Origin of the sequence: Streptomyces sp. NPDC002730 (assembly GCF_042888805.1) — a bacterium.
Taxonomy (GTDB): Bacteria; Actinomycetota; Actinomycetes; order Streptomycetales; family Streptomycetaceae; genus Streptomyces.
Genome location: NZ_JBIAQG010000005.1, coordinates 156,824 through 182,298 on the forward strand (window position 1 = coordinate 156,824; position 25,475 = coordinate 182,298).

A 25,475-nucleotide genomic window follows, 5' to 3' on the forward strand; every position below is an offset into this window, starting at 1 on the left:
CACCTACAGCGCCACCGAGGCGCCGCCGTCGACGGTGATCGAGGCACCGTTGACCTGCGCGGCGCCGGGCGACACGAGATAGGCCACCGCCTCGGCGACATCAGCGGGCGTCGGCAGCGATCCGTACGGCGTCTTGCCGAGGAAGTCCTCGCCCACCTGCTCGGGGCTGATGCCGAAGCGCCGGCCGAGGTCCGCGAGGGTCTGCGTCCACAGATCGGTGTCGGTCGCTCCCGGGTCCACGGTGTTGACCCGCAGTCCGCTCCTGCCCAGGTCGCGGGAGATCGCCTTGGCGAAGCCGCCGAGCCCGGCGTTGGTGACTCCGTTGATCACAAAGAGCGGATCGGGCTCGCGGCGGAACGAGCCATTGATGAAGACGATCCGGCCCGCTCCGCGCTCCACCATGGCCCGGGCGACGGCCCTGGTGAGCCGTATCGCGCCGAACAGCTTGCTGTTGACCGTGGTGTTCCACTGCTCGTCGGTGGACTCGAGCAGGGGAGCCACCGGTCCGTCGCCCGCGGCGTTCACCAGCACGTCGATCCGGCCGAAGCGCCCCACCACCCAGGCGATGCCCTCTTCGACCGACGCCGTCTCGTTGATGTCGAGGACCACGGCAGTGAGCTCGTGCGTTCCGTCGCCACTCTCGCCGAGCCGCTCGGCGATGCGCTTGCGGGCCGCTTCCAGCCGGGCCGCGTCCCGGCCGAGCAGCACCACGCGCGCCCCGTCCGCGGCCAGCCGCTCCACGACCGCGCCGCCGATTCCGCCGGTGGCGCCGCTGACGACGGCCACATCGCGGTCCGTCTCCTTCAGCTCAGTCATCGTTGCGGCCCCTCAGTTCTCGACGCGGGCGTAGATCCGGGTGTAGAGACCCCGGTCGGTGATGTACGTGTCCCCGGCCTGCTTGACGATGTCCTGGTACCGGGGAGAGGTGAACACCGCCTGGTAGACGTCGGGTTCGACGGAGAATCCGGAGACGAACAGCACTCCGGGCTCGGTGCTCAGCAGGGAGTGGTAGGCGAGGAAGACCTCCACCTCGTCGTGTGTGCGTACGACGTCGAAGATCGTGCGGTCCCGCCACTCCCGGTAGGCGTCGTGCACCGGCGGCTTGACCTCGACATGCCTCAGCTGGATGTACGGAGTCGCCGGCAGCGGCTCGTCGGTGTCCTTCGGCGCCTCGACGAACTCGACGACCTGGCGGCGGAAGTCGCCGGCCAGAGCGGGCGCAAGGGTGGCCGCCAGCTCCCGCTGGGCCGCATCGCGCTCGGCGATCTCCGCGAGGCCACTGATCGGCGTCAGCTCCACCAGCAGGCCCGCGTCGTCGAGCGAGCGGTAGAGCACCGAGCCGGCGTGCTCGGAGGCGGCGTTGTGCGCGGTCCAGGCCGCGATGGTCTTGTCGATCTCTTCGCTCTGCACCGGCACTTCGGTCACGAGCAACAGGCGTGCGGACACGAGGATTTCCTCCTGGAAAAGGGAGTGAGAAGTGAAGAGGTCAGGCGCTGGTCTCAAGGAGACTTTTCAGCGCCTTCTGGGCCTTGCGGCGCTCGAGTACGGCGATCTTCTGGCTGGGAAATCCGGAGAAGCCGACCCGGCCGGAAGCCGTCAGTTTTCCGCTCTGATACAGCTCCACATCGAGGGCGAAGTCCAGCTGCCTTTCCGGCTTGTCGACCGAAAGTTCGTTCACTGTGCATCGTATTTCCGCGGGAAGCGGGAAGAGGAAGTTCTCGAACGTCAGGTTCATGGAGTTCCAGACGATGTAGAAATCGCTGAGCGGCCAGCGGTTGCGGTACCCGCACTCGAAGACTCCGACGAACAGCTGGCGCACCGCCTCGACGATGACCATGCCCTGGACATGCTCTCCGGTCTGGTGGTCCAGCAGCAGTTCGTTGTCGCCGTGCACCCGGATGTCGGCGGTGTAACGCGCGCCGTCCACCTGGCGGAGGTTGGCCAGCAGAACGTTGTTCTCACTGTGTTTGTGCACTACATCGCGGCCCTCCGGCTCCACCTGCTCGCCGGTGAAGCGGATCCGGTCGGTCAGTTTGCGCCGGTCGATGGCCTGCTGGAGGTAACTGCGCTCGAAGCTGCCGACGCCCTGGCCGCCGTGCAGCAGGACCTCGCCCTGTCCGTCGTCGAACACGCCCTTGTTGATCTCCGCGGTCAGCCCGGAGATGGTGCGGACGTCGTCCGAGTGCACAAAGCCTGTGAAGCGGTCCGCGACCACCATGACGTGGGTGCTCATCTACTGTTCCTCTCCCGGTAATTGCGGCGTAACAACCGCACAGGAAGTACGTCATGGACATTAGTTTCCTGAATTCCTGCGGCACAACTACCAGACCGGGGTGGCCGATCGGCTACGCCGCCCGATGTGACCTGCAAGCATCGCCTAGATACTCGTTGACGATCGCCCAATTCAATGAATACTTTCGAAGCAAGCTTCCATGGAATTCCCTAAATCCAGAACCACTTGGAAGACTTCGACGAGGCTTCGACAAGGGGATGAATGACATGGTTTCAGAACCGGAAAGTCACCACAGGGCCGCGGTCATCACCGGTATCGGTTCCTGGCTGCCGGCCCGAGTGGTCACCAACCATGAGCTCTCCGCCGAACTGGACACCAGCGACGAATGGATCCGCAGCCGTACGGGCATCGCCCAGCGGCATGTGATCGACGAGGGGATGGCCACCTCGGACCTCGCCGTCGAAGCGGGCCTGCGCGCCCTGAAGTCGGCCGGCGCCTCGGACGTGGACGCGCTGGTGGTGGCCACCACCACGCCGGACAGGCCCTGCCCGGCCACCGCACCCGATGTGGCCGGACGACTCGGCCTCGGCCCCGTACCCGCCTTCGATGTGTCGGCCGTGTGCAGCGGATTCGTCTACAGCCTCGCCGTCGCCTCGGGATTCATCGCCGCCGGCATCGCCGAGCGGGTGCTGGTGATCGGCGCGGACGCGTACTCGACCATCCTGGACCCGCAGGACCGCACCACCCGTGCGGTGTTCGGGGACGGGGCGGGCGCCGTGGTGCTCCGTGCGGGCAGAGCGGACGAGGAGGGCGCGCTCGGACCGTACGACCTGGGCAGCGACGGCGCACTCGCCGATCTGATCACGGTGCCCGCGGGCGGCTCCCGGCAGCGTTCGGCCCCGCGGCAGAGCGTCGAACGGGCCGACCACTACTTCCAGATGCAGGGCAAGCGGGTCTACCGCAATGCCGTGGCCCATATGTCGCAGTCCGCACGGCGGGTGCTGGCGAGCGCGGGCTGGACCACCGACACCCTCGATCATGTCGTCGCCCACCAGGCGAACCAGCGCATCCTCGACGCCGTCGCCGCGGAACTGGAGATCCCGAACGAGCGGCTCGTCTCCCAGATCGAGCGGGTGGGCAACACCTCCGCCGCCTCGATCCCGCTCGCGCTCGCCGACGCCGCCGCCTCCGGCACTCTCCGGCAGGGTCAGGGCGTCCTGCTCACGGCCTTCGGCGGCGGGCTGACCTGGGCCTCGACCGTGCTGCGCTGGCCGGATGTCACCGCAGTCACCGCTTGACGTCAACCACCGATGAGGAGAAGTGACCCATGAGCGACCTGAAGAGCCGGGTGACCGGAATCCTGGTCTCCACGTTCGGCCTCGAGCCCGCCGCACTGGCGGACAGCGCGACGCTGGAGTCCCTGGAATTCGACTCGCTGGCCCTGGTGGAGTTCGCCACCGCCCTGGAGAACGAGTTCTCCATCCCGGTCGACGAGGAGGAGATCACCGTCGAGCACACCCTCGACGATGTGCTGAACCTGCTGGCGCAGAAGCTCACCACGGCAGGCGCCGGCACCTCCTGACGCCACCGGCTCCTGAACCACCAGTTTCTGAACCACCAGTTCCTGAACCACCAGTTCCTGAACCACCAGTTCCTGAACCACCCGACGACAGATGGCCGTCCCCGCACCCGGGGACGGCCATCCATCTGTGTCCTGCGGTCCCGTTCAGGCCAGCAGCCGCGCCAGATGACGTCCGTAGTCCGACGAACGCCCATAGGTGTCGATGCTGTCGGCCACATCGGCGGCGCCGATGAATCCCATCTGGAAGGCGACCTCCTCGATACAGGCGATCTGAACACCCTGCCGCGTCTGCACGGCATGCACATAGCCGGCCGCCTCGAAGAGGCTGTCGTGGGTGCCGGTGTCCAGCCATGCCGTACCGGATCCCAGATTCACCAGTCGCGCCCTGCCCTGCTCCACATAGCGCCGGTTGATGTCGGTGATCTCCAGTTCGCCGCGCGCGGAGGGCGACAGCTCCGCCGCGTACGACACCACGTCGTTGTCGTAGAGGTAGAGGCCGGTGACCGCCAGGTCCGACTTGGGCTCGGCGGGCTTCTCCTCGATGTCGAGCAGCTGCCCCTCCTCGTCCAGTACCGCGATGCCGTACCGCTGCGGATCGTCGACCTGGTAGCCGAAGAGAGTCGCCCCCTCGAGCTGCGCGACCTCCTTGCGGACGGTGGTCGGCAGATCCTGGCCGTGGAAGATGTTGTCGCCCAGCACCAGGCAGACCTGGTCATCACCGATGAAGCGGCGGCCGAGCAGAAATGCGTCGGCCAGGCCACGCGGCTCGTCCTGCTGGGCGTACTCGAGCCGGATACCGAGCCGCTCGCCGTCCCCGAGCAGCCGGTGGAAGTCCTCACGGCTCTCGGGGGTGGTGATGATCAGGATCTCGCGGATCCCCGCCAGCAGCAGGACGGAGAGCGGGTAGTAGATCATGGGCTTGTCGTAGACCGGGAGCAGCTGTTTCGATGTCACCGAGGTCAGCGGCCGAAGCCGGGTGCCGGCGCCGCCCGCCAGGATGATTCCACGCATCAGCGATTCACCTTTTCTTCAGTGCTGTCCACCAGTCGCGGTTTTCCCGGTACCAGTCGATGGTGTCGGCGAGTCCGGATGAGAAGTCGTGTCGGGGCTCATAGCCGATTTCCGCGCGCGCTTTCGACCAGTCCACGGAGTAGCGGCGGTCGTGTCCTTTGCGGTCCTCGACGTACTCGATCATTTCCCGGCTGTGGCCCAGGGCATCGAGGAGTAGATCGGCCAGTTCAATGTTGGCCAACTCCTGTCCGCCGCCGATGTTGTAGATTTCACCCGGCTGCCCCTTCTCCACCACCAGCTGGATACCGCGGCAGTGGTCGTCGACATGCAGCCAGTCGCGCACGTTCGTTCCGTCGCCGTAGAGCGGTACCTTCTTCCCTTCGAGGAGATTGGTCACGAACAACGGGATGACCTTCTCGGGGAATTGGTACGGGCCGTAGTTGTTGGAGCAGCGCGTGATCCGTACGTCCATTCCGTACGTACGGTGGTACGCGAGAGCCAGGAGGTCCGAGGACGCCTTGCTGGCCGCGTAGGGCGAGTTGGGGTTCACCGGGTCGGTCTCGGGCCATGAGCCCCGCTCCAGCGAGCCGTAGACCTCGTCGGTCGAGACATGCACAAAGGTGCCGACCGCATGCCGTCGGGCCGCGCTGAGCAGCACCTCTGTGCCGAGCACGTTCGTACGGACGAAGACCGACGCTTCGGCGATGGACCGGTCGACGTGCGATTCGGCGGCGAAGTGCACCACGACGTCCTGGCCGGCCATAACGGCGCCGACCACTTCCGGATCGCTGATGTCGCCGTGCACGAACGTCAGTCGCGGATCGGCCAGATGTGGCGCGATATTGCTCTTATCTCCGGCGTACGTCAGGTTGTCGAGCACGGTGAGCCGTTCCACCGCGCGGCCGAGCAGATCGTTGCCGAGGAGGCTGCGCACATAGTGCGAACCAATGAAACCTGCCCCACCGGTAACCAGAATGCGCATGGAATTCACCTGTCCAGCATTCGAGGACGATTGCCGACGACCCTGCCAGCGCCACCGTCCGCCCGACAAGGCACTTCTGGGCTGCCCGTGAGGCATGCACCAGATGGCTACACCCAAGGGACTGATAATTGGCGGGCGTTGACCGAAGGAAAATTGATTCCTTATGTTCGAGCAATGCGAATTCTGGCGACCAGTGCTCCCAACCAGGGGCATCTCTATCCAATGATTTCGACGCTGTGGGCATTGCGGAACGCCGGCCACGAGGTACTGGCCGCGCTGCCCGACAGGTTCGCGCGGCTCACCGCCGAGGCGGGAATCTCGTCCGTGGCGGTCGCCGAGGACTTCCGGCTCGGCGACCTCGGTACCCGAAGGGCCCAGCAGGGCTCGTCGATCGAGGAGCTGACCGACCACATCATCGACTACTACGTGCCGGCCACCGAGCGCACCGTGGACCGGACCGTGGCGCTGGCGAAGTCCTGGCGGCCCGATCTGATCGTGTGCACCGACTGGGAGTACGCGGCCCCCCTGGCGGCCGACCTGATCGGCGTGCCGACGGTCCTGCACGGCTGGGGACTGCTGGCGGACACCGCGGTCGACGAGCCGATCGCCGAGGCGCTGCGGCCGGTCCGGCGCAAGTGGGGCCTCGGCGAGGACGCGCACACCCACTGGAAGATCATCGACAACTGCCCGCCGGAACTGCAGTGGCGGACCCCGCCGGCCAACGCCGTCCCCAGCCGGTACGTCCCCTTCAACGGGGCCGGCCTGATGCCGGACTGGCTGTTCGAGGAACCCGAGGCGCCGCGAGTGCTGGTCACCCTCGGCAACGCGCCGATCGGCGGTGACCACGCCAATGTGCTCCAGCGCACGGTCCAGGCGCTGACCGCCTTCGACATCGATGTGATCATCGCGGTCGGCGACCACATCAAGCTGGACCAGCTGGGCGACCGCCCGGCACGCACCCGCCTGATCCACACTCTGCCGCTCTCGCAGGTGCTGCCGTCCTGCACCGCCGTCATCCACCACGGCGGCGCGGGCAGCGCGATGGCCGCGACCGTCGCCGGCATTCCTCAGCTCGGACTGCCGCAGATGTGCGTCCAGTACCAGCACGCGGACCGGATCGCGGCGGTCGGCGCCGCGCACGTACTGCACCCGGAGGAGGCCTCGGTCGAGGCCATCAGGGAGTCCGTGCACAGCGTGCTCGAGGACCCCGGCCTGCGGGAGGTCGCGTGGCGGCTGCGGCACGAGAACGCCGCGCGCGCCGGTCTCGACGAGACGGTCCGCCTGCTCGAGACGGCCTTCGACACCGAGGGCCGCTGACCGCGATCAGCCCTGCTTTCTCTCCCTCTCCCGACGAAGACAAGGGGTCCAGTGTGACCAGCGCACCCGTACAGAGCCCGGCGCCTGGCTCGGACAGCCGCGAAGAAGCCAAGGCCCAACTCCTCGACGCCGTACGCAAGTTCCACCAGTCCGAAGAGTCGGACCGGCCGTTCGTGCCCGGTGTCACTCCGCTGTACTCCTCCGGGCCGGTCTTCGACGACGAGGACCGTGTCGCGCTCGTCGAGGCCGCGCTCGAGATGCGGATCGTCGCGGCCGGGTCCGCGCAGGAATTCGAGAGCCGCTTCTCCAAGACCATCGGCGTACGCAAGTCGCACCTGGTGAACTCCGGCTCGTCGGCCAATCTGCTGGCGATCAGCGCACTGACGTCACCGCAGCTCGCCGACCGGCGGCTGGTTCCGGGCGACGAGGTGATCACGGTCGCCGCGGGCTTCCCGACCACCGTCAACCCGGTGCTGCAGAACGGTCTGGTGCCGGTGTTCGTGGACACCGAACTCGGTACCTACAACGCGAGCGTGGACACGATCGCCGCGGCGATCGGCCCGAAGACCAAGGCGATCTCCCTCGCCCACACGCTGGGAAATCCTTACGCGGCCCGCGAGATCGCCGAGCTGGCCCAGGAGCACGAGCTGTGGCTCGTCGAGGACAACTGCGATGCGCTGGGCGCTCGTTACGACGGCCGGCTGACCGGCACGTTCGGCGATCTGTCGACCCTCAGCTGCTATCCCGCGCACCACATCACCATGGGCGAGGGCGGGGTGGTCTCCACGAGCGACCTGCATCTGGCGCGCATCGTCGAGTCACTGCGCGACTGGGGCCGGGACTGCTGGTGCGCGCCCGGCGAGGACAACAAATGCGCCAAGCGGTTCCGCTGGCAGCTCGGCACCCTGCCCGAGGGCTATGACCACAAGTACATCTACTCCCACGTGGGTTACAACCTCAAGGCGACCGACAGCCAGGCCGCGCTGGGCCTCACCCAGCTGGCCAAACTGCCCGTCTTCATCGAGGCCCGCCGACGCAACTGGCAGCGGCTGCACGACGCGCTGGCGGATGTCCCCGGTCTGCTGCTGCCGAGCGCCACGCCGAACAGCGAGCCGAGCTGGTTCGGCTTTGTGCTCACCGTGCTGCCGGACGCGCCCTTCACCCGCCGTGAGCTGGTGGCCTTCCTCGAGGCGAGGAGCATCGGCACGCGTCAGGTCTTCGCGGGCAATCTGACCCGGCACCCGGCGTACCAGGGCACCAACTACCGCGTGGCAGGCGATCTGACCAACAGCGACATCATCACGGAGCACAGCTTCTGGATCGGCGTGCACCCCGGCCTCACCGACGAGAAGATCGACTACATGGCCCAGTCCGTGACCGATTTCGTGCGCAGCAAGGGGCGTTGACCGTCCGTACTCCGGCCGGCACTTGCGATGAAGTGCGCTCCAACTCGTAGGTTGTCTGTCGGCGCACTCATCCACTCCCCCAAGAGGTGGTCATGCGTTCCTCACTCCTACCGAAGCTTCTCGTGGGCGGCCTGCTGATGTCCTCCGTGGCAGCCTGTGGAAGCGAAGACGACGCGGGTCCCGGCGGCGCGTCGCGGACACCGGGGTCCTCAGTGTCCTCCGGCCCTCCGACCGGGTCCGGCGGCACGGGCAACACCGGTGGCAGCGCCACCGGTGGCAAGGGCAAGCCTGCCGGGAAGGCGGCGAAGGCCGGGAAGGCGAAGTACACCGGCTTCTCGTCGCCGACCGGTCTGGCCTACGGCCGCGACGGCTCGGTGTTTGTGTCCAACTGGTCCGCCGGCACGGTCGAGCGGATCACCCGCGACGGAAAGCGCTCTGTCTACGCCGACGGGCTGGAAGCCCCCGCCGGTCTCGCCGTCGACCGGCAGGGCGCGCTCTACATCGCCGACTACAACGCCGATGTCGTCTACCGCGCCGCGGCCGCGGGAAGGAAGGAGAGGTTCGCCTCCGGCTTCCACACGCCGACTGGCATCAGCTTCGACTCCCGGCAGAACCTGCTGGTCACCAACCGGGCGACCAATGAGCTCATGAGCGTCTCCCCGGACGGGAAGAGCAGCAAGGTGGCCGATGGGCTGCGCACTCCGGTGGGTGTGGTCGAGACTGCCGACGGCACGATCTATGTGTCGAATTACGAGGGTGGTGTGCTGTCCCGCGTCAAGCGTGACGGGACGGTGGAAACCCACTCCAGCGACTTCGACGGGCTGGGCGTGGGAATCGTAGCCGACAAGGCAGGTTCCGTTTATGTCACCGATCGCGCAGCCGGCGAGATCAAGCGGGTGGAGGCGGATGGCTCTGCCACATCCGTCATGACCGGTCTGAGCTCGCCAGTGGCCCTCGGCATTGACACCGAGGGCCACCTGGCGACAGCGACCTGGGGCGATTCAGCCTTCTATGCTATTCCCTCGTAGAGGGCCTTGTCAGTTCATTCCCCTGGATTTCACATAGCGCTCGTAGAGGCCTTCGCGGAGCGCCCTTGAAACAGCGAGTGTGCGATTGTTGCAGTCCATCTTTGCCAAAATATTGGCAACCAGGCGCTTGGCACCGTGCTCGGATATCTGAAGCCTGCGGGCGATTTGCCTGTTGCTCAGCCCCTCGACCATGAGAACAAGCGCCTCCTGCTCCCGCGGGGTCAGCCTCAGCTGACCCCGCGGAGCGTCGTTGCGCCGGGTCGCGAGCAGCAGCAGATCCTGAGCGAGCTCGGGTGGGATGGGGACGTTACCCCTGGCAACAGCAGCCAGAGCCTTGTTCAGGGTGTCCTCATTGATCCCGTTGATCTTCACGAAACCGGCCCTGATGCCGGTCACCTTGGGCAGGTCGACGAGATCGTCGTCCTCTATGAGCAGCATGATGCGTACACCGCGCTCCTCGTTCCTGCGTAACTCCGCGGCCATCGCGTCGTCCACCTCACCCAGCAGGGCGATGAGTACGTCGCCCTCGTCGAGACCGTCAGAAAGCGCTTCGACGATCCCGGGCAAGGAGCGGATCTCTACTTCCGATGGCAGTTGAAGCATCCTCTCGACGCCGTAACGCAGCAGACCATTCCCGATTGCCACGACGACGCGTCGTACACAGATCTCTCTTTCCTTGATTTCCGAGACGCCCAACAAGACTACCCCCTGTTGCTTTGATGCGCGCCGGCGGTCATCCGACTCCGCGCACAAGTCAAGGATACCGACGAGATTCAGCCATCCCATGTGATATAGCTCACCATGGACAATTTGAAAGGGATACCAAAAAGGTTTACCACATAACCATCGGACCGAATGCGCATACCCGAATGACTCGTCCGGTGATTCCGGTAATAAATCAGCAACACAACCGGAAAGAAAGCGAAAGAACCCCCGGCGCGAAAATTCCGGGGGTTAATTCAAAATGAATTGCCGCGGTACGGTCAGCGGTCAGTCGCGTTGCCGCAGAGCCGTGGGAGCGGACGGCAGCACCGGCCAGCCCCGCTCCTTCGCGAGGGCCACCAGCGCCGGGTCGACATCCACGACATGCGGGTTACCGACCTGTTCCAGCAGGCCCAGGTCGGACAGATGATCGCCGTATCCATAGCAATCCGCAGGTGAGAGGCGGTGGGCGGCGATCGTGCCCGCCACCGCGGCGGTCTTCGCCGCGCCGATCATCGGCTGGTGCACCTCACCGGTGAGCAGCCCGTCCTCGCCGACCACGGGCTCGGTGCACAGAATGATTTCCGCCGCGATCTCCTCGGCGAGCGGCTCGAGAACGGCACGGAACGAACCGGAGACAAGGCAGATCAGATCCCCGGCCGCGCGATGCCTGTCCAGGGCGTCGAGCGTGGCTCCGACGAATGCGCTGGGCCCGTTCCGGTACCCGTCGTACCAATCGCGGCCCGCCGCCACCAGTTCCTGCTGCGATACGCCCTTGAAGAGCCGGTAGTAGGCGCGATTGATCTCGCTGCGGTCGACGTTGTCCGCGGCCAGCGATCTGATGTCCGCCATGACCCTGTCATATCCGGAACCGGAATCTCCGTTCTGAGCCATCCAGTGGCGCAGAAAGGCGAACATGCTCTTGGCCGTGATCACGGTCTCGTCGGCATCGAAGAACGCCGAACGGCGCGCAGAAGTCATGGCGCTCCCCCATCCCCAGTCAACGTGTGCGGCCCCGCTCGAGCCTGCCCAGTCGCGTGGGCGCCGACAAGGACTGTTCGGGCTGCTCTTTCGAGCACCCCGAACGATCACGGCAAAGGCCCGGGCGTCGTGCGCCCGGGCCTTGTGACCTGCGGAGCAGACCTGACGAATCAGACCTGTGCATCGTGCCTGTGGATCAGACCTGACGGATCAGACCTGCCGGATCAGGCCCAGGTGATCAGTCGCTTCGGGTTCTCCAGGATCGCGGCGACGTCCGCCAGCACCCTGGAGCCCAGCTCGCCGTCGACCAGGCGGTGGTCGAAGGAGAGCGCGAGCGTGGTGACCTGGCGCGGCTTGACCTTGCCCTTGTGGACCCACGGCTGGAGCTTGATCGCACCTACCGCGAGGATCGCGGACTCGCCGGGGTTCAGGATCGGCGTACCGGTGTCGACGCCGAAGACGCCGACGTTGGTGATGGTCACCGTGCCGCCCTGCATCGCCCCCGGCGTCGTCTTGCCCTCGCGGGCCGTGGAGACCAACTCACCCAGCGCGGCAGCAAGTTCGGGCAGCGTCTTGGCGTGCGCGTCCTTGATGTTCGGGACGATCAGACCGCGCGGTGTGGCGGCCGCGATGCCCAGGTTGACGTACTCCTTGAGCACGATCTCCTGGTTGGCCTCGTCCCAGGCGGCGTTGACCTGCGGGTTGCGCTTGATGGCGACCAGCAGCGCCTTGGCGATCAGCAGCAGCGGATTGACCCGCAGCCCCGCCATGTCCTTGTCGGCCTTGAGCTCCTCGACGAGCTTCATCGTCCGCGTCACGTCGAGCGTGATGAACTCCGTGACATGCGGCGCGGTGAAGGCGCTGCCGACCATCGCCTGAGCGATGGCCTTCCGTACGCCCTTGATCGGGATACGGGTCTCCCGCGCACCGGCCTCGACAGGCGCGACCGCCACCGGCTGGGCCGGCTCGGGCTGTGCCTGTACGGGCGCGGGCGCCGGAGCGGCGGCAGGAGCGGCCGCCGCGTGGACGTCCTCCCGGGTGATGATGCCGTCGGGACCGGTCGGAGTGACCGTCGCCAGGTCGATGCCCAGGTCCTTCGCGAGCTTGCGGACCGGCGGCTTGGCGAGCGGGCGGGTCGCGGTGGCCGTGCCGCCGTGGCCGTTCAGCTCGCCCTGCACCGCAGCGGCCGCGGCCGCCTGCGGGTAGTACGTGCTCGCGGCCTCGGCGGCCGGCTGTGCCGGAACGGCCTGCCCGGCGGCCGGCTTGCGCGGCCGGCGCTTGGTGGACGTCTCGGCGACGCCGTAGCCGACGAGGACCGGCTGGCGACCCTTGGGCTCGGCCTCCTCGGCGGCGGGCGCGACAGGCGTCTCCACCACGGCCTCGGCAGGCGCGTCACCGCTGCCCGGCGCCACATCGATCGTGATGATCGAGGTGCCGACGTCGACGGTCGTGCCCTCCTCGAAGCGCAGCTCGTGCACCACGCCGTCGTACGGGATCGGCAGCTCGACGGCCGCCTTCGCCGTCTCGACCTCGCACACGACCTGGCCGTCCGTCACCGTGTCACCGGGCTGGACGTACCACTTGAGGATCTCGGCCTCGGTGAGTCCCTCGCCCACGTCGGGCATCTTGAACTCGCGGAAGCGAAGTGAAGTGTCTTGAGTCATGGTCACGGCCTCAGTACGCGAGCGAGCGGTCGACGGCGTCCAGCACCCGGTCAAGTCCCGGGAGGTACTCCTCCTCGAGGCGCGCCGGTGGATACGGGGCGTGGTAGCCGCCGACCCTCAGCACCGGGGCCTCCAGGTGGTAGAAGCACCGCTCGGTGATACGAGCGGCGATCTCCGCACCGGAGCCGTAGAAGACCGGGGCCTCGTGCACCACGACGAGCCGGCCCGTCTTCTCCACCGACGTCTGGACGGTGTCGAAGTCGATCGGGGACATCGAGCGCAGGTCGAGGACCTCCACCGACTTGCCCTCCTCGGCAGCCGCGGCGGCCGCCTCGACACAGACCTTCACCATCGGCCCGTACGCGGCAAGCGTGATGTCCGATCCGGTCCGCATCACGCGGGCCTTGTGCAGCGGACCGGGGATCGCGTCGACATCGACCTCGCCCTTGTCCCAGTAGCGCCGCTTCGGCTCGAAGAAGATGACCGGGTCGTCGCTCTGGATCGCCTGCTGGAGCATCCAGTACGCGTCGGAGGAGTTGGACGGCGAGATCACCTTGAGGCCCGCGACATGCGCGAAGAGCGCCTCGGGGGACTCGCTGTGGTGCTCGACCGCGCCGATGCCGCCGCCGTACGGAATACGGATGACGACCGGCAGCTTGATCTTGCCGAGCGAGCGCGCGTGCATCTTCGCCAGCTGCGTGACGATCTGGTCGTACGCGGGGAAGACAAAGCCGTCGAACTGGATCTCCACGACGGGTCGGTAGCCGCGCAGGGCCAGACCGATCGCCGTGCCGACGATGCCCGACTCCGCGAGCGGGGTGTCGACGACCCGGTCCTCGCCGAAGTCCTTCTGCAGTCCGTCGGTGACCCGGAAGACGCCGCCGAGCTTGCCGACGTCCTCACCCATGATCAGGACCTTGGGGTCGGTCTCCAGGGCCTTGCGCAGCGACTCGTTGAGCGCCTTCGCGAGCGGGAGCTTCTGTACGGCCATGATTAGTTGCCCTCCTCGGCGAAGGACGCCTGGTACGCGATGAACTGGGCGCGCTCCTCGTCGACGAGCGCGTGCCCGTCGGCGTAGACATTCTCGAAGATCGCCAAGTGGTCGGGGTCGGGCATGGCCCGAACCGCCTCACGCACCCGCTTGCCGAGGGTCTCGCTCTCCTCGTCCAGGGACGTGAAGAACGCCTCGTCGGCATGGCCGGCGTTCTCCAGATACGTACGCAGCCGCAGGATCGGGTCCTTGGCCTCCCAGGCCTGACGCTCCTCGTCCGCCCGGTACTTCGTCGGGTCGTCCGAGGTGGTGTGCGCGCCCATCCGGTAGGTGAACGCCTCGACCAGGGTCGGGCCCTCGCCCCGGCGGGCCCGCTCCAGCGCGGAGCGGGTCACGGCCAGGCAGGCGAGTACGTCATTGCCGTCGACACGGACGCCGGGGAAGCCGTAGCCCTGCGCGCGCTGGTAGAGCGGCACGCGGGTCTGCTTCTCCGTCGGCTCCGAGATCGCCCACTGGTTGTTCTGGCAGAAGAACACGACCGGGGCGTTGTAGACCGCCGAGAAGGTGAACGATTCGGCGACATCGCCCTGGCTGGACGCGCCGTCGCCGAAGTAGGCGATGACGGCGGAGTCCGCGCCGTCCTTGGCCACGCCCATTGCGTAGCCGGTGGCGTGCAGCGTCTGCGAGCCGATCACGATCGTATACAGGTGGAAGTTGTTGGTGTTCGGGTCCCAGCCGCCGTGGTTCACCCCGCGGAACATGCCGAGCAGATTGGTCGGGTCGACCCCGCGGCACCAGGCGACGCCGTGCTCGCGGTAGGTCGGGAAGACATAGTCGTCGTCGCGCAGCGCCCGGCCGGAGCCGATCTGTGCGGCCTCCTGGCCCAGCAGCGACGCCCACAGTCCGAGCTCGCCCTGGCGCTGAAGAGCGGTGGCCTCGGCGTCGAAGCGACGGGTCAGGACCATGTCCCGGTACAGCCCGCGCAGCTCGTCCGGGGTCAGGTCGATCTCGTACTCGGGGTGCTCGACGCGCTCACCCTCGGGCGTCAGCAGCTGTACGAGCTGGGGCTCGGAACTCTGCGGCTTTTGCGCGGCGCTGACGCGCTTGGTGCTGCGTCGCGGTTTGCGCGCGGCAGTGCTCTCCACGGTCACGTGCGTGCTCCTCCGTCGGTCCGGCCCCCGGGGTCCGCCGGGAGCCAGTGCGGCTCGCCTGGTATCCGTACCCGTGCACGGGGTGGGTGCCGCTCGGCCGGGATCAGGCGTGACAGGTGCCCCGGCGAGCGCCCTGCCAAAGGCACGTTACCCAGTGTGTCGCATTACTGCGAAACCCCATTTGACCTGCGATTTTGCTTGGATTTCCAAGTAAATCGAGAAATGCGGGAACAACCACTGGTCACAGCCTTGCAGGCCGCCGGAACACCGGCACGTTATCCCGCAGACCCCGGGCACGGGAAGAGTAGATGGATGAATCCTCTTTCGCGCGCGAAGCTGGAAAAATCACCCTATTTGCGCTCGATAACCACGAAGTCGTCGGGGGCGCCGCGGCTCGAACTGCAGTTCGTGATCGTGCGTAGGCGGGATTATCCCGAAGAGCCGTCACTCGGCCACGCTGCGTGATCTACCATCTGGCGGGTGCCGCGCTCATCTGCAACTGCCCCACCCGTCGGTGCACTTCTGCGCCGCTACCAGGACACGGGCGAACCACTCTCCTGCGAGCCCGTCACCCAGGGCCTGCTCAACCGCGGCTACCGGCTCGCCACCACCCGTGGCTCCTACTTCCTCAAGCACCACCTCGACGGCGACCGCGAGTCCATCGCCCGCCAGCACCGCGCCACCCAGCGGCTCGAGGCCCTCGGCGTACCGGTCGCACCGCCCGTCGAGGACGCGCACGGCGACACGGTCGCGGTGATCGGCGGACGGTGTTACGCCCTGCACCCCTGGATCGACGGACGACACCGCGACGGGACGCAGCTGACGGCCGTCCAGTCGACGCGGCTCGGCTCGCTCCTCGGACTCGTCCACACCTGTCTGGAACAGGTCATGGCGGTGGACGTCACAGAGCGGCGGGAGTACGAGAGCGCCGATCCCGAGGAGACCTTCACGCTGATCGACGAGCTGTTGGCGCTGGCGCGCGCGGCCCGGCCCCGGGACGCGTTCGACGCGCTCGCCGAGCGGCGGCTCCTCGAGCGACGGGCGCTGCTGGAGTTCCATGCCGACCGCAGGCCGCCGCCGGCGTCCGCCGGGGGCTGGGTGCACGGCGACTTCCACCCGCTGAATCTGCTCTACCGGGGCGGCGAGCCGGCCGCGATCGTCGACTGGGACCGGCTGGGGGTGCAACCGCGCGCAGAGGAGGCGGTACGGGCCGCAGCCATCTTCTTCGTCCAACCGGCGGGGGAGCTGGAACTGACGAAGGTACGGGCGTATGCACAGGCCTACCGGCGAGCGGCCGGGGCGGACGCGGCGGAGCTCGCGGCCGCGGTGCACCGGGTGTGGTGGGAACGGCTCAACGACTTCTGGATACTGCGCTGGCGCTACCAGCTGCACGACCGAAGGGCCGACCCGCAGTTTCCTGCGGCGTCGGCCCTGGCGGTCTGGTGGACGAGAGAGTACGAGGCGGTGTGCGAAGCCTTCGCGGGATGAGCGGCGTGACCGAGGTCGCGGACGTGAACGACGTCGACGGGGCGAGCGGGGTCAACGGGGCGTACGCCATGGCGCCTTGGGCCGCGTCAGCCGCCGATGCCGCCCGGGGCGCCTGCCTGGCCGCCCGGCGTCCCACCCGGATCGCCGCCGCTGCCCGTTGTGCTGCCGGGCGAGCTCGGCTCGTCCGTCGGCTCGGTCGGCTCGTCGGTCGGCTCGCCGGTCGGCTCGGTCGGATCGGCCGTCGTCGGATCGTCGGTCGGCGTCCCCGGATCGGTCGGCGTGAACGAATCGCTGTAGGAGGGCTGCCAGCTCGGCTCCTGATTGCCGCCCGTGGAGGTGTCCGGCTCCTCGCTCTGCTCGGTCTCCTCATCGGACGGGGTCGGCGAGTCCTGCGACTTGGACGGGGTCGGGGTGACCGTCGTGCCGTGCTTCTGGTTGTCGGTGCTGTGGTTCGCCTTGTCCACCGCGAAGGCGATGCCCCCCGCGATCGCCAGCACCGCGAGCACGGCGAACAGCCACGCCTTTGCGCGGCCGCCGCGCTTGCCGCCGCGACCGTCCCGGTGACCGCCGTCGTATCCGCCGTCGTTCGGGTTCATCGGCGGCAGGATCGGGCTCTGCGACGTCTCGCCGTGCACGGGATGGCCGATCACCGTCGGCCCCGTCATCCCCATCGCCGGGGTGATGGCGCCGTCGTGCATATCGACCGGACCGGTGTTCCAGCTGCCCGTGTGGCTGCCCTGCTGCTCCAGCATCTGCAGTCCGTACTGGACCATGCCGCGCATCTCTTCCGCGCTCTGGAACCGGTCGTCCGGGTCCTTCGCGAGCGAGCGCATGACCAGCCCGTCGAGCTCCGGCGGCACCACGTCCGAGACCTCGGACGGCGGCAACGGGATGTCCTGGACGTGCTGGTAGACCACCGAGAGCGGGGTCTCGCCGGTGAACGGGGGTCGCAGCGCGAGCAGTTCGTAGAGCAGACAGCCCGTGGCGTACAGATCGGAGCGGTGGTCGACGGCCTTGCCCAGCGCCTGCTCGGGGGAGAGGTACTGCGGCGTACCCATGACCATGCCGGTCTGGGTCATCGTCGACTGAGCGCCGTGCAGGGCTCGCGCGATACCGAAGTCCATCACCTTCACCGCACCGGAGTTGGTGATGATGACGTTGGCCGGCTTGATGTCGCGGTGCACGATGCCGTGCTGGTGCGAGTACGCGAGCGCCTCGAGTACTCCGGAGACTATGATCAGCGCCTGCTCGGGCGGCGGAGCCTCGGCGTTGAGGAGCAGATCGCGGATGGTGCGCCCCTCGACCAGCTCCATCACGATGTACGGGACGGTCTGACCGCCCACCGCATCCTCGCCGGAGTCGTACACGGCAACCACCGCATGGTGGTTGAGGCCGGCGACCGACTGCGCCTCACGCGTGAAGCGGGCCTTGGAGACCGGGTCCTCGGCGAGGTCGGAGCGGAGCAGCTTGACCGCGACAGTGCGACCGAGCCTTACGTCCTCCGCCGCGAACACCTCGGCCATACCGCCGCGTCCGAGACGGTGCGTCAGGCGGTAGCGGCCGTCGCCGACCACTCCGCCGATGCCCCAGGAGTCCGCCGCATCCGGCACTCCGCCGCCGCCTGCTTCGGGTTCGGGTGCCATCAGTCCTCGCCGTCGTTTCTGTCCGCGTGCGTACTCTGCGTGCGGGGGTTCGCTGTGGTCCTCGGGGTGCTGTGCCACGTCACGCTACAGCCTTTGCGCGACGGGCCTGATTCGAGATGGACCGGCCATCAAACCTGCTGCCCCTGCGGGCAGGCAAATTCCATGGTCTTCCTGTAACGCTTCCGAGACGCTTCTTGTGCGTACGGTCACGGAACGGGCACCTGGCTTGACGTGCCGGGCCCCTCGGGCAGACTTGCCCCGTAATACGGATCACGGAATACCGATCCGGGACACGGATCACGCGGCATAAATCACACAGCACAGCGCAGAGATCAGCGAGCGACGCGAACCATCGCGTGCCACCGCGCCTTCGCGCCGAGGGGGATGCACAGTCATGAGCCAGGACGGCGCACAGGGCCGCTACGCGGGTGGTTCCGTAGCGGGCGGCCGGTATCAGCTACGCGACCTGCTCGGCGAAGGCGGCATGGCCTCCGTTTATCTGGCGTACGACTCCGCGCTGGACCGCCAGGTCGCCATCAAAACGCTGCACACGGAGCTGGGTCGCGAGCAGTCCTTCCGCGAGCGCTTCCGGCGCGAGGCGCAGGCCGTCGCCAAGCTGTCGCACACCAATATCGTGTCGGTCTTCGACACCGGCGAGGACGAGCTCGACGGCGCGCTGATGCCGTACATCGTCATGGAGTACGTCGAGGGCCAACCGCTGGGATCCGTACTGCAGGCGGACATCCAGCAGTACGGCGCGATGCCGGCGGACAAGGCGCTGAAGGTCACGGCCGATGTGCTGGCCGCGCTGGAGACCAGCCATGAAATGGGCCTGGTCCACCGCGACATCAAGCCCGGCAACGTGATGATGACCAAGCGCGGCATCGTCAAGGTGATGGACTTCGGCATCGCGCGCGCCATGCAGTCGGGCGTCACCTCGATGACGCAGACCGGCATGGTGGTCGGAACGCCGCAGTATCTGTCGCCGGAGCAGGCGCTGGGACGTGGCGTCGACGCGCGGTCCGACCTGTACTCGGTCGGCATCATGCTGTTCCAGCTGCTGACCGGGCGAATCCCGTTCGACGCGGACTCACCGCTGGCGATCGCGTACGCGCATGTGCAGGAAGAGCCGGTCGCCCCGTCGACGATCAACCGCTCCGTCACTCCGGCGATGGACGCGCTGGTCGCACGGGCGCTGAAGAAGAACCCGAACGAGCGTTTCCCGAGCGCCGCGGCGATGCGCGACGAGTGCGCGCGGGTGGTGAGTGCCGGGCAGACGGGCGCACCGGTGATCATCGGTGGCGCGCCGGCGAGCAGTGGCGCGGGCGTCGGCTCCGCGGTCTTCCCGCCGCTGGACCAGTCGACTCCGGCGCCGCAGAGCGTGCAGACGCCGTACCAGCCGGGTCCGTACGGGCCGCCGACTCCTACGCCGACGCCGGCTCCCACGCCGCAGTACGGGTACCCGCAGACGCCCGCCCCGGCGCCGGCGTACCAGACGCCCCCTCCGGTATCGGCGTATCAGGCGCCTGCCCCGGTGTCCTCGACGCCGCCTCCGTACACCATCTCGCCGCAGCCGACGACGGCTTCGGGCGGCGGTGGTGGCGGCAAGCGGAACATGCCGGTCATCGTGGGCGCCATCGTGGTGGCGCTGCTGGCGATCGGCGGTCTGATCGCGGCGCTCGCACTGAACAAGGACGACCCGGGTGGCGACAACACGGGCGACGACCCGAGCGCGAGCCAGTCGGCGGAGTCCGGGGCCCTGGCCCCGGACCGTACGCGGACCATCGAGGCGACGGAGTGCTCGGACGCGACGGAAGACGGCAATGACCCGGCGAAGGTCCAGGCCCCCAATCTCCTCTACAAGGACCTCCTCTCGGTCAAGGACTGCCTGCGCGCCGCCGGCTGGACCTGGAAGGTGACCGAGGAGAACAACCCTCAGTACCCCAAGGACGCCGTCATCCTGCAGTACCCGAGCTCCGGCGAGGCTGTCGTACCGAAGAGCCAGGAGTTCGAGATCACGATCTCCACGGGCAAGGCCGGCTAGCCCGACCCGCACCACTTTCCGGGGAACGGCCCGTTTCCGGGGAACGGCCCGGCACGCGCTCCGCGTGCCGGGCCGTTCCCCGTTCTCCCGCCCCGAGATGCCGGAAGTGTCATGCCATGTGACGCTGAGTCCGATATCTCGGCGACTCGGCACGGGAGGGGGGTCACCCGGTGACTCCAAGGCTCCGCACACAGTGCGCGATCACGGTCGCGTCGCTCCTGCTGCTGGCCATGCCCCACGCGTACGCCGACGAGGAGTCCGAGACCCCCGACCGCACTCCGACGGCCAGGCCCAACGTCTCGGCGTCCCTTGCGGGGCGGCATGCCGGGGAAGGGCGTCCGCGGCCCGGGCGGTCTCCCAGGAGCACGAGCCCGAGTGAGTCAGAGAGCCCGGACCGGCCGGACCGCCCCGACCGTCTCGACCATCCCGACCATCCCGACCGCCAGGACCACCCGGACCGGCCGCACCGTACGCCGTCCGACGCAGCGTCCGCGTCCCATTCCGCTCCGTCCGACACGCGACTGTCCGCGTCCGAGCCCCCTCCCACGGAGGATGAGGAACTCCGGACGGAGGAGCAGGAGGATCCCCAGGACTCCCCGATCCCCACTCCGACCCCTTCCGTCCCCGCCGCCGCACATCAGCAGGCCCCACAAGCCGTCCCCGAGGTCGTCGGGCACCAGATCTCGCCGCTGTCACTGGGGGCCGGGATGACGCTCATGGGGCTCGGAATCGGCTTCCTGGGCGTGCGACTGAGGCGCCGTTGATCATCATGTCCCCCTCAAGACGGACGCACAGACTCCGTCTCTCGATGGTTGCCGAGTCCGCCATACTCGGTATACATACTGAGTATGTCGATCCGCCACGGGCTTCTCGCCCTCCTGGAGCCCGGTCCTCGCTACGGCTCCCAGCTCCGTACGGAGTTCGAGTCGCGCACCGGTGCCACCTGGCCGCTCAACGTCGGGCAGGTCTATACGACCCTCAACCGCCTGGAGCGCGACGGCATGGTCGCCCAGGACGGCGAGGACGACGCCGGCCATGCGCTGTACGTCATCACCGATGCCGGGCGCGCCGAGCTGAAGAGCTGGTTCGAGACGCCCGTGGACCGCAGCAGTCCGCCCCGTGACGAGCTGGCCATCAAGCTCGCGATGGCGGTCGGTGCGCCCGGCGTGGACATCCGTGCCGTCATCCAGTCCCAGCGCCACCACACCGTGAAGGCGATGCAGGACTACACCCGGCTCAAGGCGCAGGCCCTCGCCGCCATCGAGAGCGGGGGCTCGCAGGAGCGTGACGACGTGGCCTGGCTGCTCGTCCTGGAGCAGCTGATCTTCCAGACCGAAGCCGAGGCGCGCTGGCTCGACCATTGCGAGGTGCGGTTGATCCGCCTCTCGGCGGCGGCCGAGCGGGCAGCCGGGCATCCGACGACCGCTTCCCTGATCTCGCCCCCGCCGCACGCCGAACCTCCGCCGCACCCCGCGTCCTCGACGCAACCCACGTCTGCGGCGCACGCGCGGCCCGCACCGCCGACGTAGCCCACCCGAGCTTCCCGCGGCTTCCCGATCATCTCCGGGCCACCGGCCACCGAGTCTCCGTACATCCGCTCGCACGAACGCCATCCGTCCAAGGGGGACCCTTCATGTCCGACCGCCAGTCACAGCCGTCACAGCAGCCAGTGCTGCAACTCCAGCAACTGACCCGCGTCCACGGCAGCGGCGCCACCGAGGTACATGCCCTGCGCGGCATCAACCTCGATGTCTTTCCCGGCGAACTCGTCGCCGTCATGGGCCCGTCGGGCTCCGGCAAGTCCACGCTGCTCACCATCGCGGGCGGCCTCGACGCGCCCACCTCGGGACGGGTGATCGTCGAGAACACCGACATCACCACCGCCGACCGCAAGACGCTCGCCGCCCTGCGCCGCCGCAGCATCGGCTACGTCTTCCAGGACTACAACCTCATCCCTGCCCTCACCGCCGCCGAGAATGTCGCCCTGCCGCGCGAACTCGACGGGATCTCCGCACGCAAGGCCCGTACCGAGGCCGTCGCCGCCCTGGAGGAGATGGACCTCGGCCATCTCGCCGACCGCTTCCCGGACGAGATGTCGGGCGGTCAGCAGCAGCGGGTGGCCATCGCTCGCGCCCTGGTCGGCGAGCGGCGTCTTGTCCTCGCCGACGAGCCGACCGGCGCACTGGACTCCGAGACCGGCGAGTCCGTTCTCGCCCTGCTGCGCTCGCGCTGCGACGGTGGCGCGGCCGGCATTCTCGTGACCCACGAACCGCGCTTCGCGGCCTGGGCGGACCGCGTGGTCTTCCTGCGCGACGGCGCCGTAGTCGACCAGACCATCCGCAGCCAGGCCGACTCGCTGCTCTCCGGCCAGGCGGCAGAGCTGTGATGACCTGGTATCACTCCTGGCGGGCCGCGATCCGTATCGCCCGCCGCGACGCCTGGCGCTCCAAGGGCCGCAGCTTCCTCGTCCTGGCGATGATCGCCCTTCCCATCCTCGGCGTGAGCGCCGCGGATCTGACCCTGCGCAGCGCCGAGCTCTCCACCGAGCAGAGCCTTGAGCGTTCGCTGGGGGCGGCCGACGCACGGCTGACAGATCCAGGCATGGGCGGTCTGGCCATCATGCAGACACCGGACGCCAACAGCTCCACGCCGGTGGGGAACTTCGACAACAAGCCGTGGCCCGACGGCAAGACCGATATCAACAAGGCACTGCCTGCCGGCGCCAAGTCCCTGACGGACTCGCAGGGTTCGGGCAAGCTGCGCACCACGCACGGTCTGCTGAACACCGAGATCCGCGAGTTGAAGTCCTCCGACCCGATGGCCAAGGGCATCATGGTCGTCGACCACGGCCGGCTCCCGCAGAAGGCCGACGAGGTCGCCGCGACCACGCACTTCCTGGAGTCCAGCGGTCTGAAGGTGGGCTCCGCGCTCACAGCGCGCGGGCTCGACCGCGAGTACAAGATCGTCGGTGCATACGAACTCCCCGACGCGCTGGAGACCGACCAGGTCAACGCGCTGCCCGGCGCGCTGCTCACCCCGCTCGACAAGGCTCTCGAAAAGGCCGGGCTGCCCGGTACCGAAGCGAGCACTACGCAGCTGGTGCGCATCTCCGGTGGTTTCACGTGGAACATGGTCAAGCAGGCCAACGCCAAGGGCGTGACGGTCAATTCACGCGCCGTCGCCCTCGACCCGCCGGCCAGGTCCGAGATCCCGATCTACCAGCAAGAGGGATGGGGCAACTACGAGGAGAGCACGGCCGCCAAGGCCGCGGCCCTCGCGGCCGTCGGCACCGTCGTCGGCCTCGCGATGCTGGAGATCTGTCTGCTGGCAGGGCCCGCCTTCGCGGTCGGCGCCCGGCGCTCGCGCCGCCAGCTCGGTCTGGTCGGCGCCAATGGCGGTGACCGGCGCCATATCCGTGCCATCGTCCTCGCCGGCGGTCTGGTGATCGGTTTCGCCGCGGCCGTCGTCGGCACCATCCTCGGTCTGCTCCTCACCTTCGCGCTGCAGCCGCTGCTCGAGGACTACCTGGGAAAGCGCTTCGGCAGCTTCGACGTACGGCCGCTGGAGCTGCTCGGCATCGGGCTGCTCGCCGTGTTCACGGGCCTGATGGCCGCGATCGTCCCGGCCGTCACCTCCTCCCGGCAGAGCGTGCTCGCCTCGCTCACCGGTCGTCGCGGTGTACGCAAGAGCAGCCGGGTGCTCCCGGTGATCGGGCTGATCGCGGTCGGTCTGGGCGCTGCGATCGCGCTCTACGGGTCGACGATGACCGACGAGTCCATCGTCGTCGCGGGCGGCAGCGCCATCGCCGAACTGGGCGTGGTCGCGCTGACCCCCGCCTTGGTGGGCCTGTTCGGCCGGACCGGACGCATCCTTCCGCTCTCGCCGCGCCTGGCGCTGCGTGACGCGGTACGCAACCGGGGCCGTACGGCTCCCGCCGTGGCCGCGGTGCTGGCCGCCGTCGCGGGCACGGTGGCCGTGGCGACCTACGCTGCGAGCAGCGACGCCGAGGGCAGGGCCCAGTACGAGGCGCGCCTGCCCCACGGCGTGGTCTCCGTGATGCTCGACGAGGCCGGCGGGCGGGACGTGCCTGCGGTGCGCGCCACCGTGCAGAAGATGCTTCCGATCGACGTACGGGCCGATGTGGACCGTATCTCCGTCGGGAAGTCCAACTGCTCGATGTACGGCGGTGCAGAGGGCTGCGGCCGCTACGAGGTCGTCGTGCCCAAGGCCAACCAGTGCCCGCTGTGGATGACCGACCCGGCCAAGCCGAACGAGGACCCTTCGACGAAGTTCAGCAAGGCCGAACGCCGCAAGCTCAGCCAGGACTGGCGCTGCAAGGAGAACTCGGGCGGGGGCTCCATCTACGCCGACAGCGGTGTGCTGGTCGGCGACGCAAAGCTGCTGAAGGTGCTCGGAATCGAGGACGCGGCGGCCGGGAAGGCACTGGCTGCCGGACAGATCCTCTCGTTCGACAAGCGCAACCTCGACACCAAGGGAAAGATCAGCATCCGTCTGGTCACCGATACCAAGAAGGCCGACGCGGCCGCGGAGAAGGGCAAGGAGGCACCCGGCGAGATCAAGACGTTCACTGCGCACCAGGTCGCCGGTGAGCCCACCTCGTACGGCCTCTCGATGATCGTGCCGACTGCCGCGGCCAAGGCCTCCGGTATGAACACCGTCCCGCTCGGCGCGTACTACTCCACCGACAAGATGCCGAGCGGTGAGCAGCGCCAGCGGCTGGACGGAGAGCTCGACAAGACCGGCTCCGACATCAACCTGTATATCGAAGAGGGCTACACCAGCGAGAACAGCATCATCCTGCTGGCGCTGACCGTCTTCGCCGGACTGATCACCATCGGTGCGGCCGGTATCGCCACGGGCCTCGCCCAGGCGGATGCCGAGGCCGATCTGAAGACGCTCGCCGCGGTCGGCGCGCCGCCCCGGGTCCGCAGGACGCTCAGCGGGTTCCAGTGCGGCGTGGTGGCTGCGATGGGTGTGCTGCTGGGCTCGGCGGCGGGCGTGCTCCCGGCGGTCGGGCTGCGGCTCACCGAGAAGCGCCAGCAGATGAAGTTCTACGAGCAGGCGCTGGACCAGGGCTTCGGCTCGTTCAATTCGACGCCGTATGTACCGATCATCGTGCCCTGGGCGACCCTGGCCGCGCTGCTCATAGCCGTTCCGCTGGGCGCCGCGCTCCTGGCGGCAGTGGTCACCCGCTCCCGCGGGGCGCTGTCCCGCCGCGAGGCGACCTGACG

At 68.1% G+C, this 25,475-nt stretch carries 22 protein-coding genes; 11 read left to right on the forward strand and 11 right to left on the reverse strand.

The annotated features are described in order from the left end of the window. Positions 1-3: 3 nt before the first annotated feature. From ACFYXH_RS14355 to ACFYXH_RS14365, 3 genes are read right to left on the reverse strand one after another with little or no spacing between them, the layout of a single operon-like run. Positions 4-816 carry an SDR family NAD(P)-dependent oxidoreductase gene (locus tag ACFYXH_RS14355; protein ID WP_389562504.1) on the reverse strand — a complete coding sequence of 271 codons (813 nt, stop codon included), beginning with the start codon at positions 814-816 and terminating at the stop codon, positions 4-6. A gap of 12 nt (positions 817-828) precedes the next feature. Next, on the reverse strand, positions 829-1,446 hold the full coding sequence (locus tag ACFYXH_RS14360; protein WP_389562505.1) for a hypothetical protein: 618 nt from the start codon (positions 1,444-1,446) through the stop codon (positions 829-831). A 40-nt stretch (positions 1,447-1,486) separates the two neighbouring features. Beyond that, positions 1,487-2,233 (reverse strand): AfsA-related hotdog domain-containing protein, encoded by a 747-nt coding sequence (locus tag ACFYXH_RS14365; protein ID WP_389562507.1) that lies wholly within the window; start codon positions 2,231-2,233, stop codon positions 1,487-1,489. Positions 2,234-2,499: 266 nt separating this feature from the next. Between ACFYXH_RS14365 and ACFYXH_RS14370 the strand changes: the two genes are divergently transcribed. Together ACFYXH_RS14370 and ACFYXH_RS14375 are read left to right on the forward strand one after the other, a co-directional pair. Then, entirely contained in the window at positions 2,500-3,531 is a 1,032-nt protein-coding gene (locus tag ACFYXH_RS14370) for a beta-ketoacyl-ACP synthase III (protein WP_389562509.1), read from the forward strand. A 29-nt stretch (positions 3,532-3,560) separates the two neighbouring features. Beyond that, complete coding sequence (locus ACFYXH_RS14375; protein WP_389562511.1) at positions 3,561-3,815, forward strand: acyl carrier protein; 255 nt, start codon at positions 3,561-3,563, stop codon at positions 3,813-3,815. 144 nt (positions 3,816-3,959) lie between these two features. Here ACFYXH_RS14375 and rfbA read toward each other — a convergent pair whose 3' ends face one another. Beyond that, the gene (rfbA, locus tag ACFYXH_RS14380; protein ID WP_389562512.1) at positions 3,960-4,826 is read right to left on the reverse strand and encodes a glucose-1-phosphate thymidylyltransferase RfbA; all 867 of its coding nucleotides are present in this window, start codon (positions 4,824-4,826) and stop codon (positions 3,960-3,962) included. A 7-nt stretch (positions 4,827-4,833) separates the two neighbouring features. After that, on the reverse strand, positions 4,834-5,808 hold the full coding sequence (gene rfbB, locus ACFYXH_RS14385) for a dTDP-glucose 4,6-dehydratase (RefSeq protein ID WP_389562514.1): 975 nt from the start codon (positions 5,806-5,808) through the stop codon (positions 4,834-4,836). 174 nt (positions 5,809-5,982) lie between these two features. On the opposite strand from rfbB, the gene ACFYXH_RS14390 reads away from it, so the two are divergent. From ACFYXH_RS14390 to ACFYXH_RS14400, 3 genes are all read left to right on the forward strand, one after another. Beyond that, a complete protein-coding gene (locus tag ACFYXH_RS14390) occupies positions 5,983-7,125 on the forward strand; it encodes a nucleotide disphospho-sugar-binding domain-containing protein (protein WP_389562516.1) in 1,143 nt (380 codons plus the stop codon). 53 nt (positions 7,126-7,178) lie between these two features. Then, positions 7,179-8,531, forward strand: a complete 1,353-nt coding sequence (gene rfbH, locus ACFYXH_RS14395; RefSeq protein WP_389562518.1) for a lipopolysaccharide biosynthesis protein RfbH — start codon at positions 7,179-7,181, stop codon at positions 8,529-8,531. A 212-nt stretch (positions 8,532-8,743) separates the two neighbouring features. After that, positions 8,744-9,559 (forward strand): serine/threonine protein kinase, encoded by an 816-nt coding sequence (locus ACFYXH_RS14400; RefSeq protein ID WP_389562520.1) that lies wholly within the window; start codon positions 8,744-8,746, stop codon positions 9,557-9,559. 9 nt (positions 9,560-9,568) lie between these two features. Here the strand turns inward: ACFYXH_RS14400 and ACFYXH_RS14405 are convergent, their stop codons facing one another. From ACFYXH_RS14405 to pdhA, 5 genes are all read right to left on the reverse strand, one after another. Beyond that, positions 9,569-10,345, reverse strand: coding sequence for a LuxR C-terminal-related transcriptional regulator (locus ACFYXH_RS14405; protein ID WP_389562521.1), 777 nt, complete (start codon positions 10,343-10,345; stop codon positions 9,569-9,571). A gap of 204 nt (positions 10,346-10,549) precedes the next feature. Then, positions 10,550-11,242, reverse strand: a complete 693-nt coding sequence (locus ACFYXH_RS14410; RefSeq protein WP_389562523.1) for an HAD family hydrolase — start codon at positions 11,240-11,242, stop codon at positions 10,550-10,552. Between the two features lie 224 nt (positions 11,243-11,466). Beyond that, positions 11,467-12,906: a dihydrolipoamide acetyltransferase family protein gene (locus tag ACFYXH_RS14415; protein ID WP_389562525.1), complete on the reverse strand. Its 1,440-nt coding sequence runs from the start codon at positions 12,904-12,906 to the stop codon at positions 11,467-11,469. A gap of 10 nt (positions 12,907-12,916) precedes the next feature. Further along, entirely contained in the window at positions 12,917-13,897 is a 981-nt protein-coding gene (locus tag ACFYXH_RS14420) for an alpha-ketoacid dehydrogenase subunit beta (protein ID WP_389562527.1), read from the reverse strand. 2 nt (positions 13,898-13,899) lie between these two features. Continuing rightward, the gene (pdhA, locus tag ACFYXH_RS14425) at positions 13,900-15,048 is read right to left on the reverse strand and encodes a pyruvate dehydrogenase (acetyl-transferring) E1 component subunit alpha (RefSeq protein WP_385304546.1); all 1,149 of its coding nucleotides are present in this window, start codon (positions 15,046-15,048) and stop codon (positions 13,900-13,902) included. A 480-nt stretch (positions 15,049-15,528) separates the two neighbouring features. Between pdhA and ACFYXH_RS14430 the strand changes: the two genes are divergently transcribed. Beyond that, complete coding sequence (locus ACFYXH_RS14430) at positions 15,529-16,536, forward strand: phosphotransferase (RefSeq protein WP_389562529.1); 1,008 nt, start codon at positions 15,529-15,531, stop codon at positions 16,534-16,536. Between the two features lie 86 nt (positions 16,537-16,622). Here the strand turns inward: ACFYXH_RS14430 and ACFYXH_RS14435 are convergent, their stop codons facing one another. Then, on the reverse strand, positions 16,623-18,179 hold the full coding sequence (locus ACFYXH_RS14435; RefSeq protein ID WP_389562531.1) for a protein kinase: 1,557 nt from the start codon (positions 18,177-18,179) through the stop codon (positions 16,623-16,625). 394 nt (positions 18,180-18,573) lie between these two features. Between ACFYXH_RS14435 and ACFYXH_RS14440 the strand changes: the two genes are divergently transcribed. From ACFYXH_RS14440 to ACFYXH_RS14460, 5 genes are all read left to right on the forward strand, one after another. Continuing rightward, the gene (locus tag ACFYXH_RS14440) at positions 18,574-20,223 is read left to right on the forward strand and encodes a protein kinase (protein ID WP_389562534.1); all 1,650 of its coding nucleotides are present in this window, start codon (positions 18,574-18,576) and stop codon (positions 20,221-20,223) included. Positions 20,224-20,393: 170 nt separating this feature from the next. Further along, positions 20,394-20,987, forward strand: coding sequence for a hypothetical protein (locus ACFYXH_RS14445; RefSeq protein WP_389562536.1), 594 nt, complete (start codon positions 20,394-20,396; stop codon positions 20,985-20,987). A gap of 84 nt (positions 20,988-21,071) precedes the next feature. Next, on the forward strand, positions 21,072-21,752 hold the full coding sequence (locus ACFYXH_RS14450; RefSeq protein WP_389562538.1) for a PadR family transcriptional regulator: 681 nt from the start codon (positions 21,072-21,074) through the stop codon (positions 21,750-21,752). A gap of 104 nt (positions 21,753-21,856) precedes the next feature. Next, a complete protein-coding gene (locus tag ACFYXH_RS14455) occupies positions 21,857-22,609 on the forward strand; it encodes an ABC transporter ATP-binding protein (RefSeq protein ID WP_389562540.1) in 753 nt (250 codons plus the stop codon). Continuing rightward, positions 22,606-25,473: an FtsX-like permease family protein gene (locus ACFYXH_RS14460; protein ID WP_389562542.1), complete on the forward strand. Its 2,868-nt coding sequence runs from the start codon at positions 22,606-22,608 to the stop codon at positions 25,471-25,473. Before ACFYXH_RS14455 ends, ACFYXH_RS14460 begins: the two co-directional genes overlap by 4 nt. Positions 25,474-25,475: the final 2 nt, after the last annotated feature.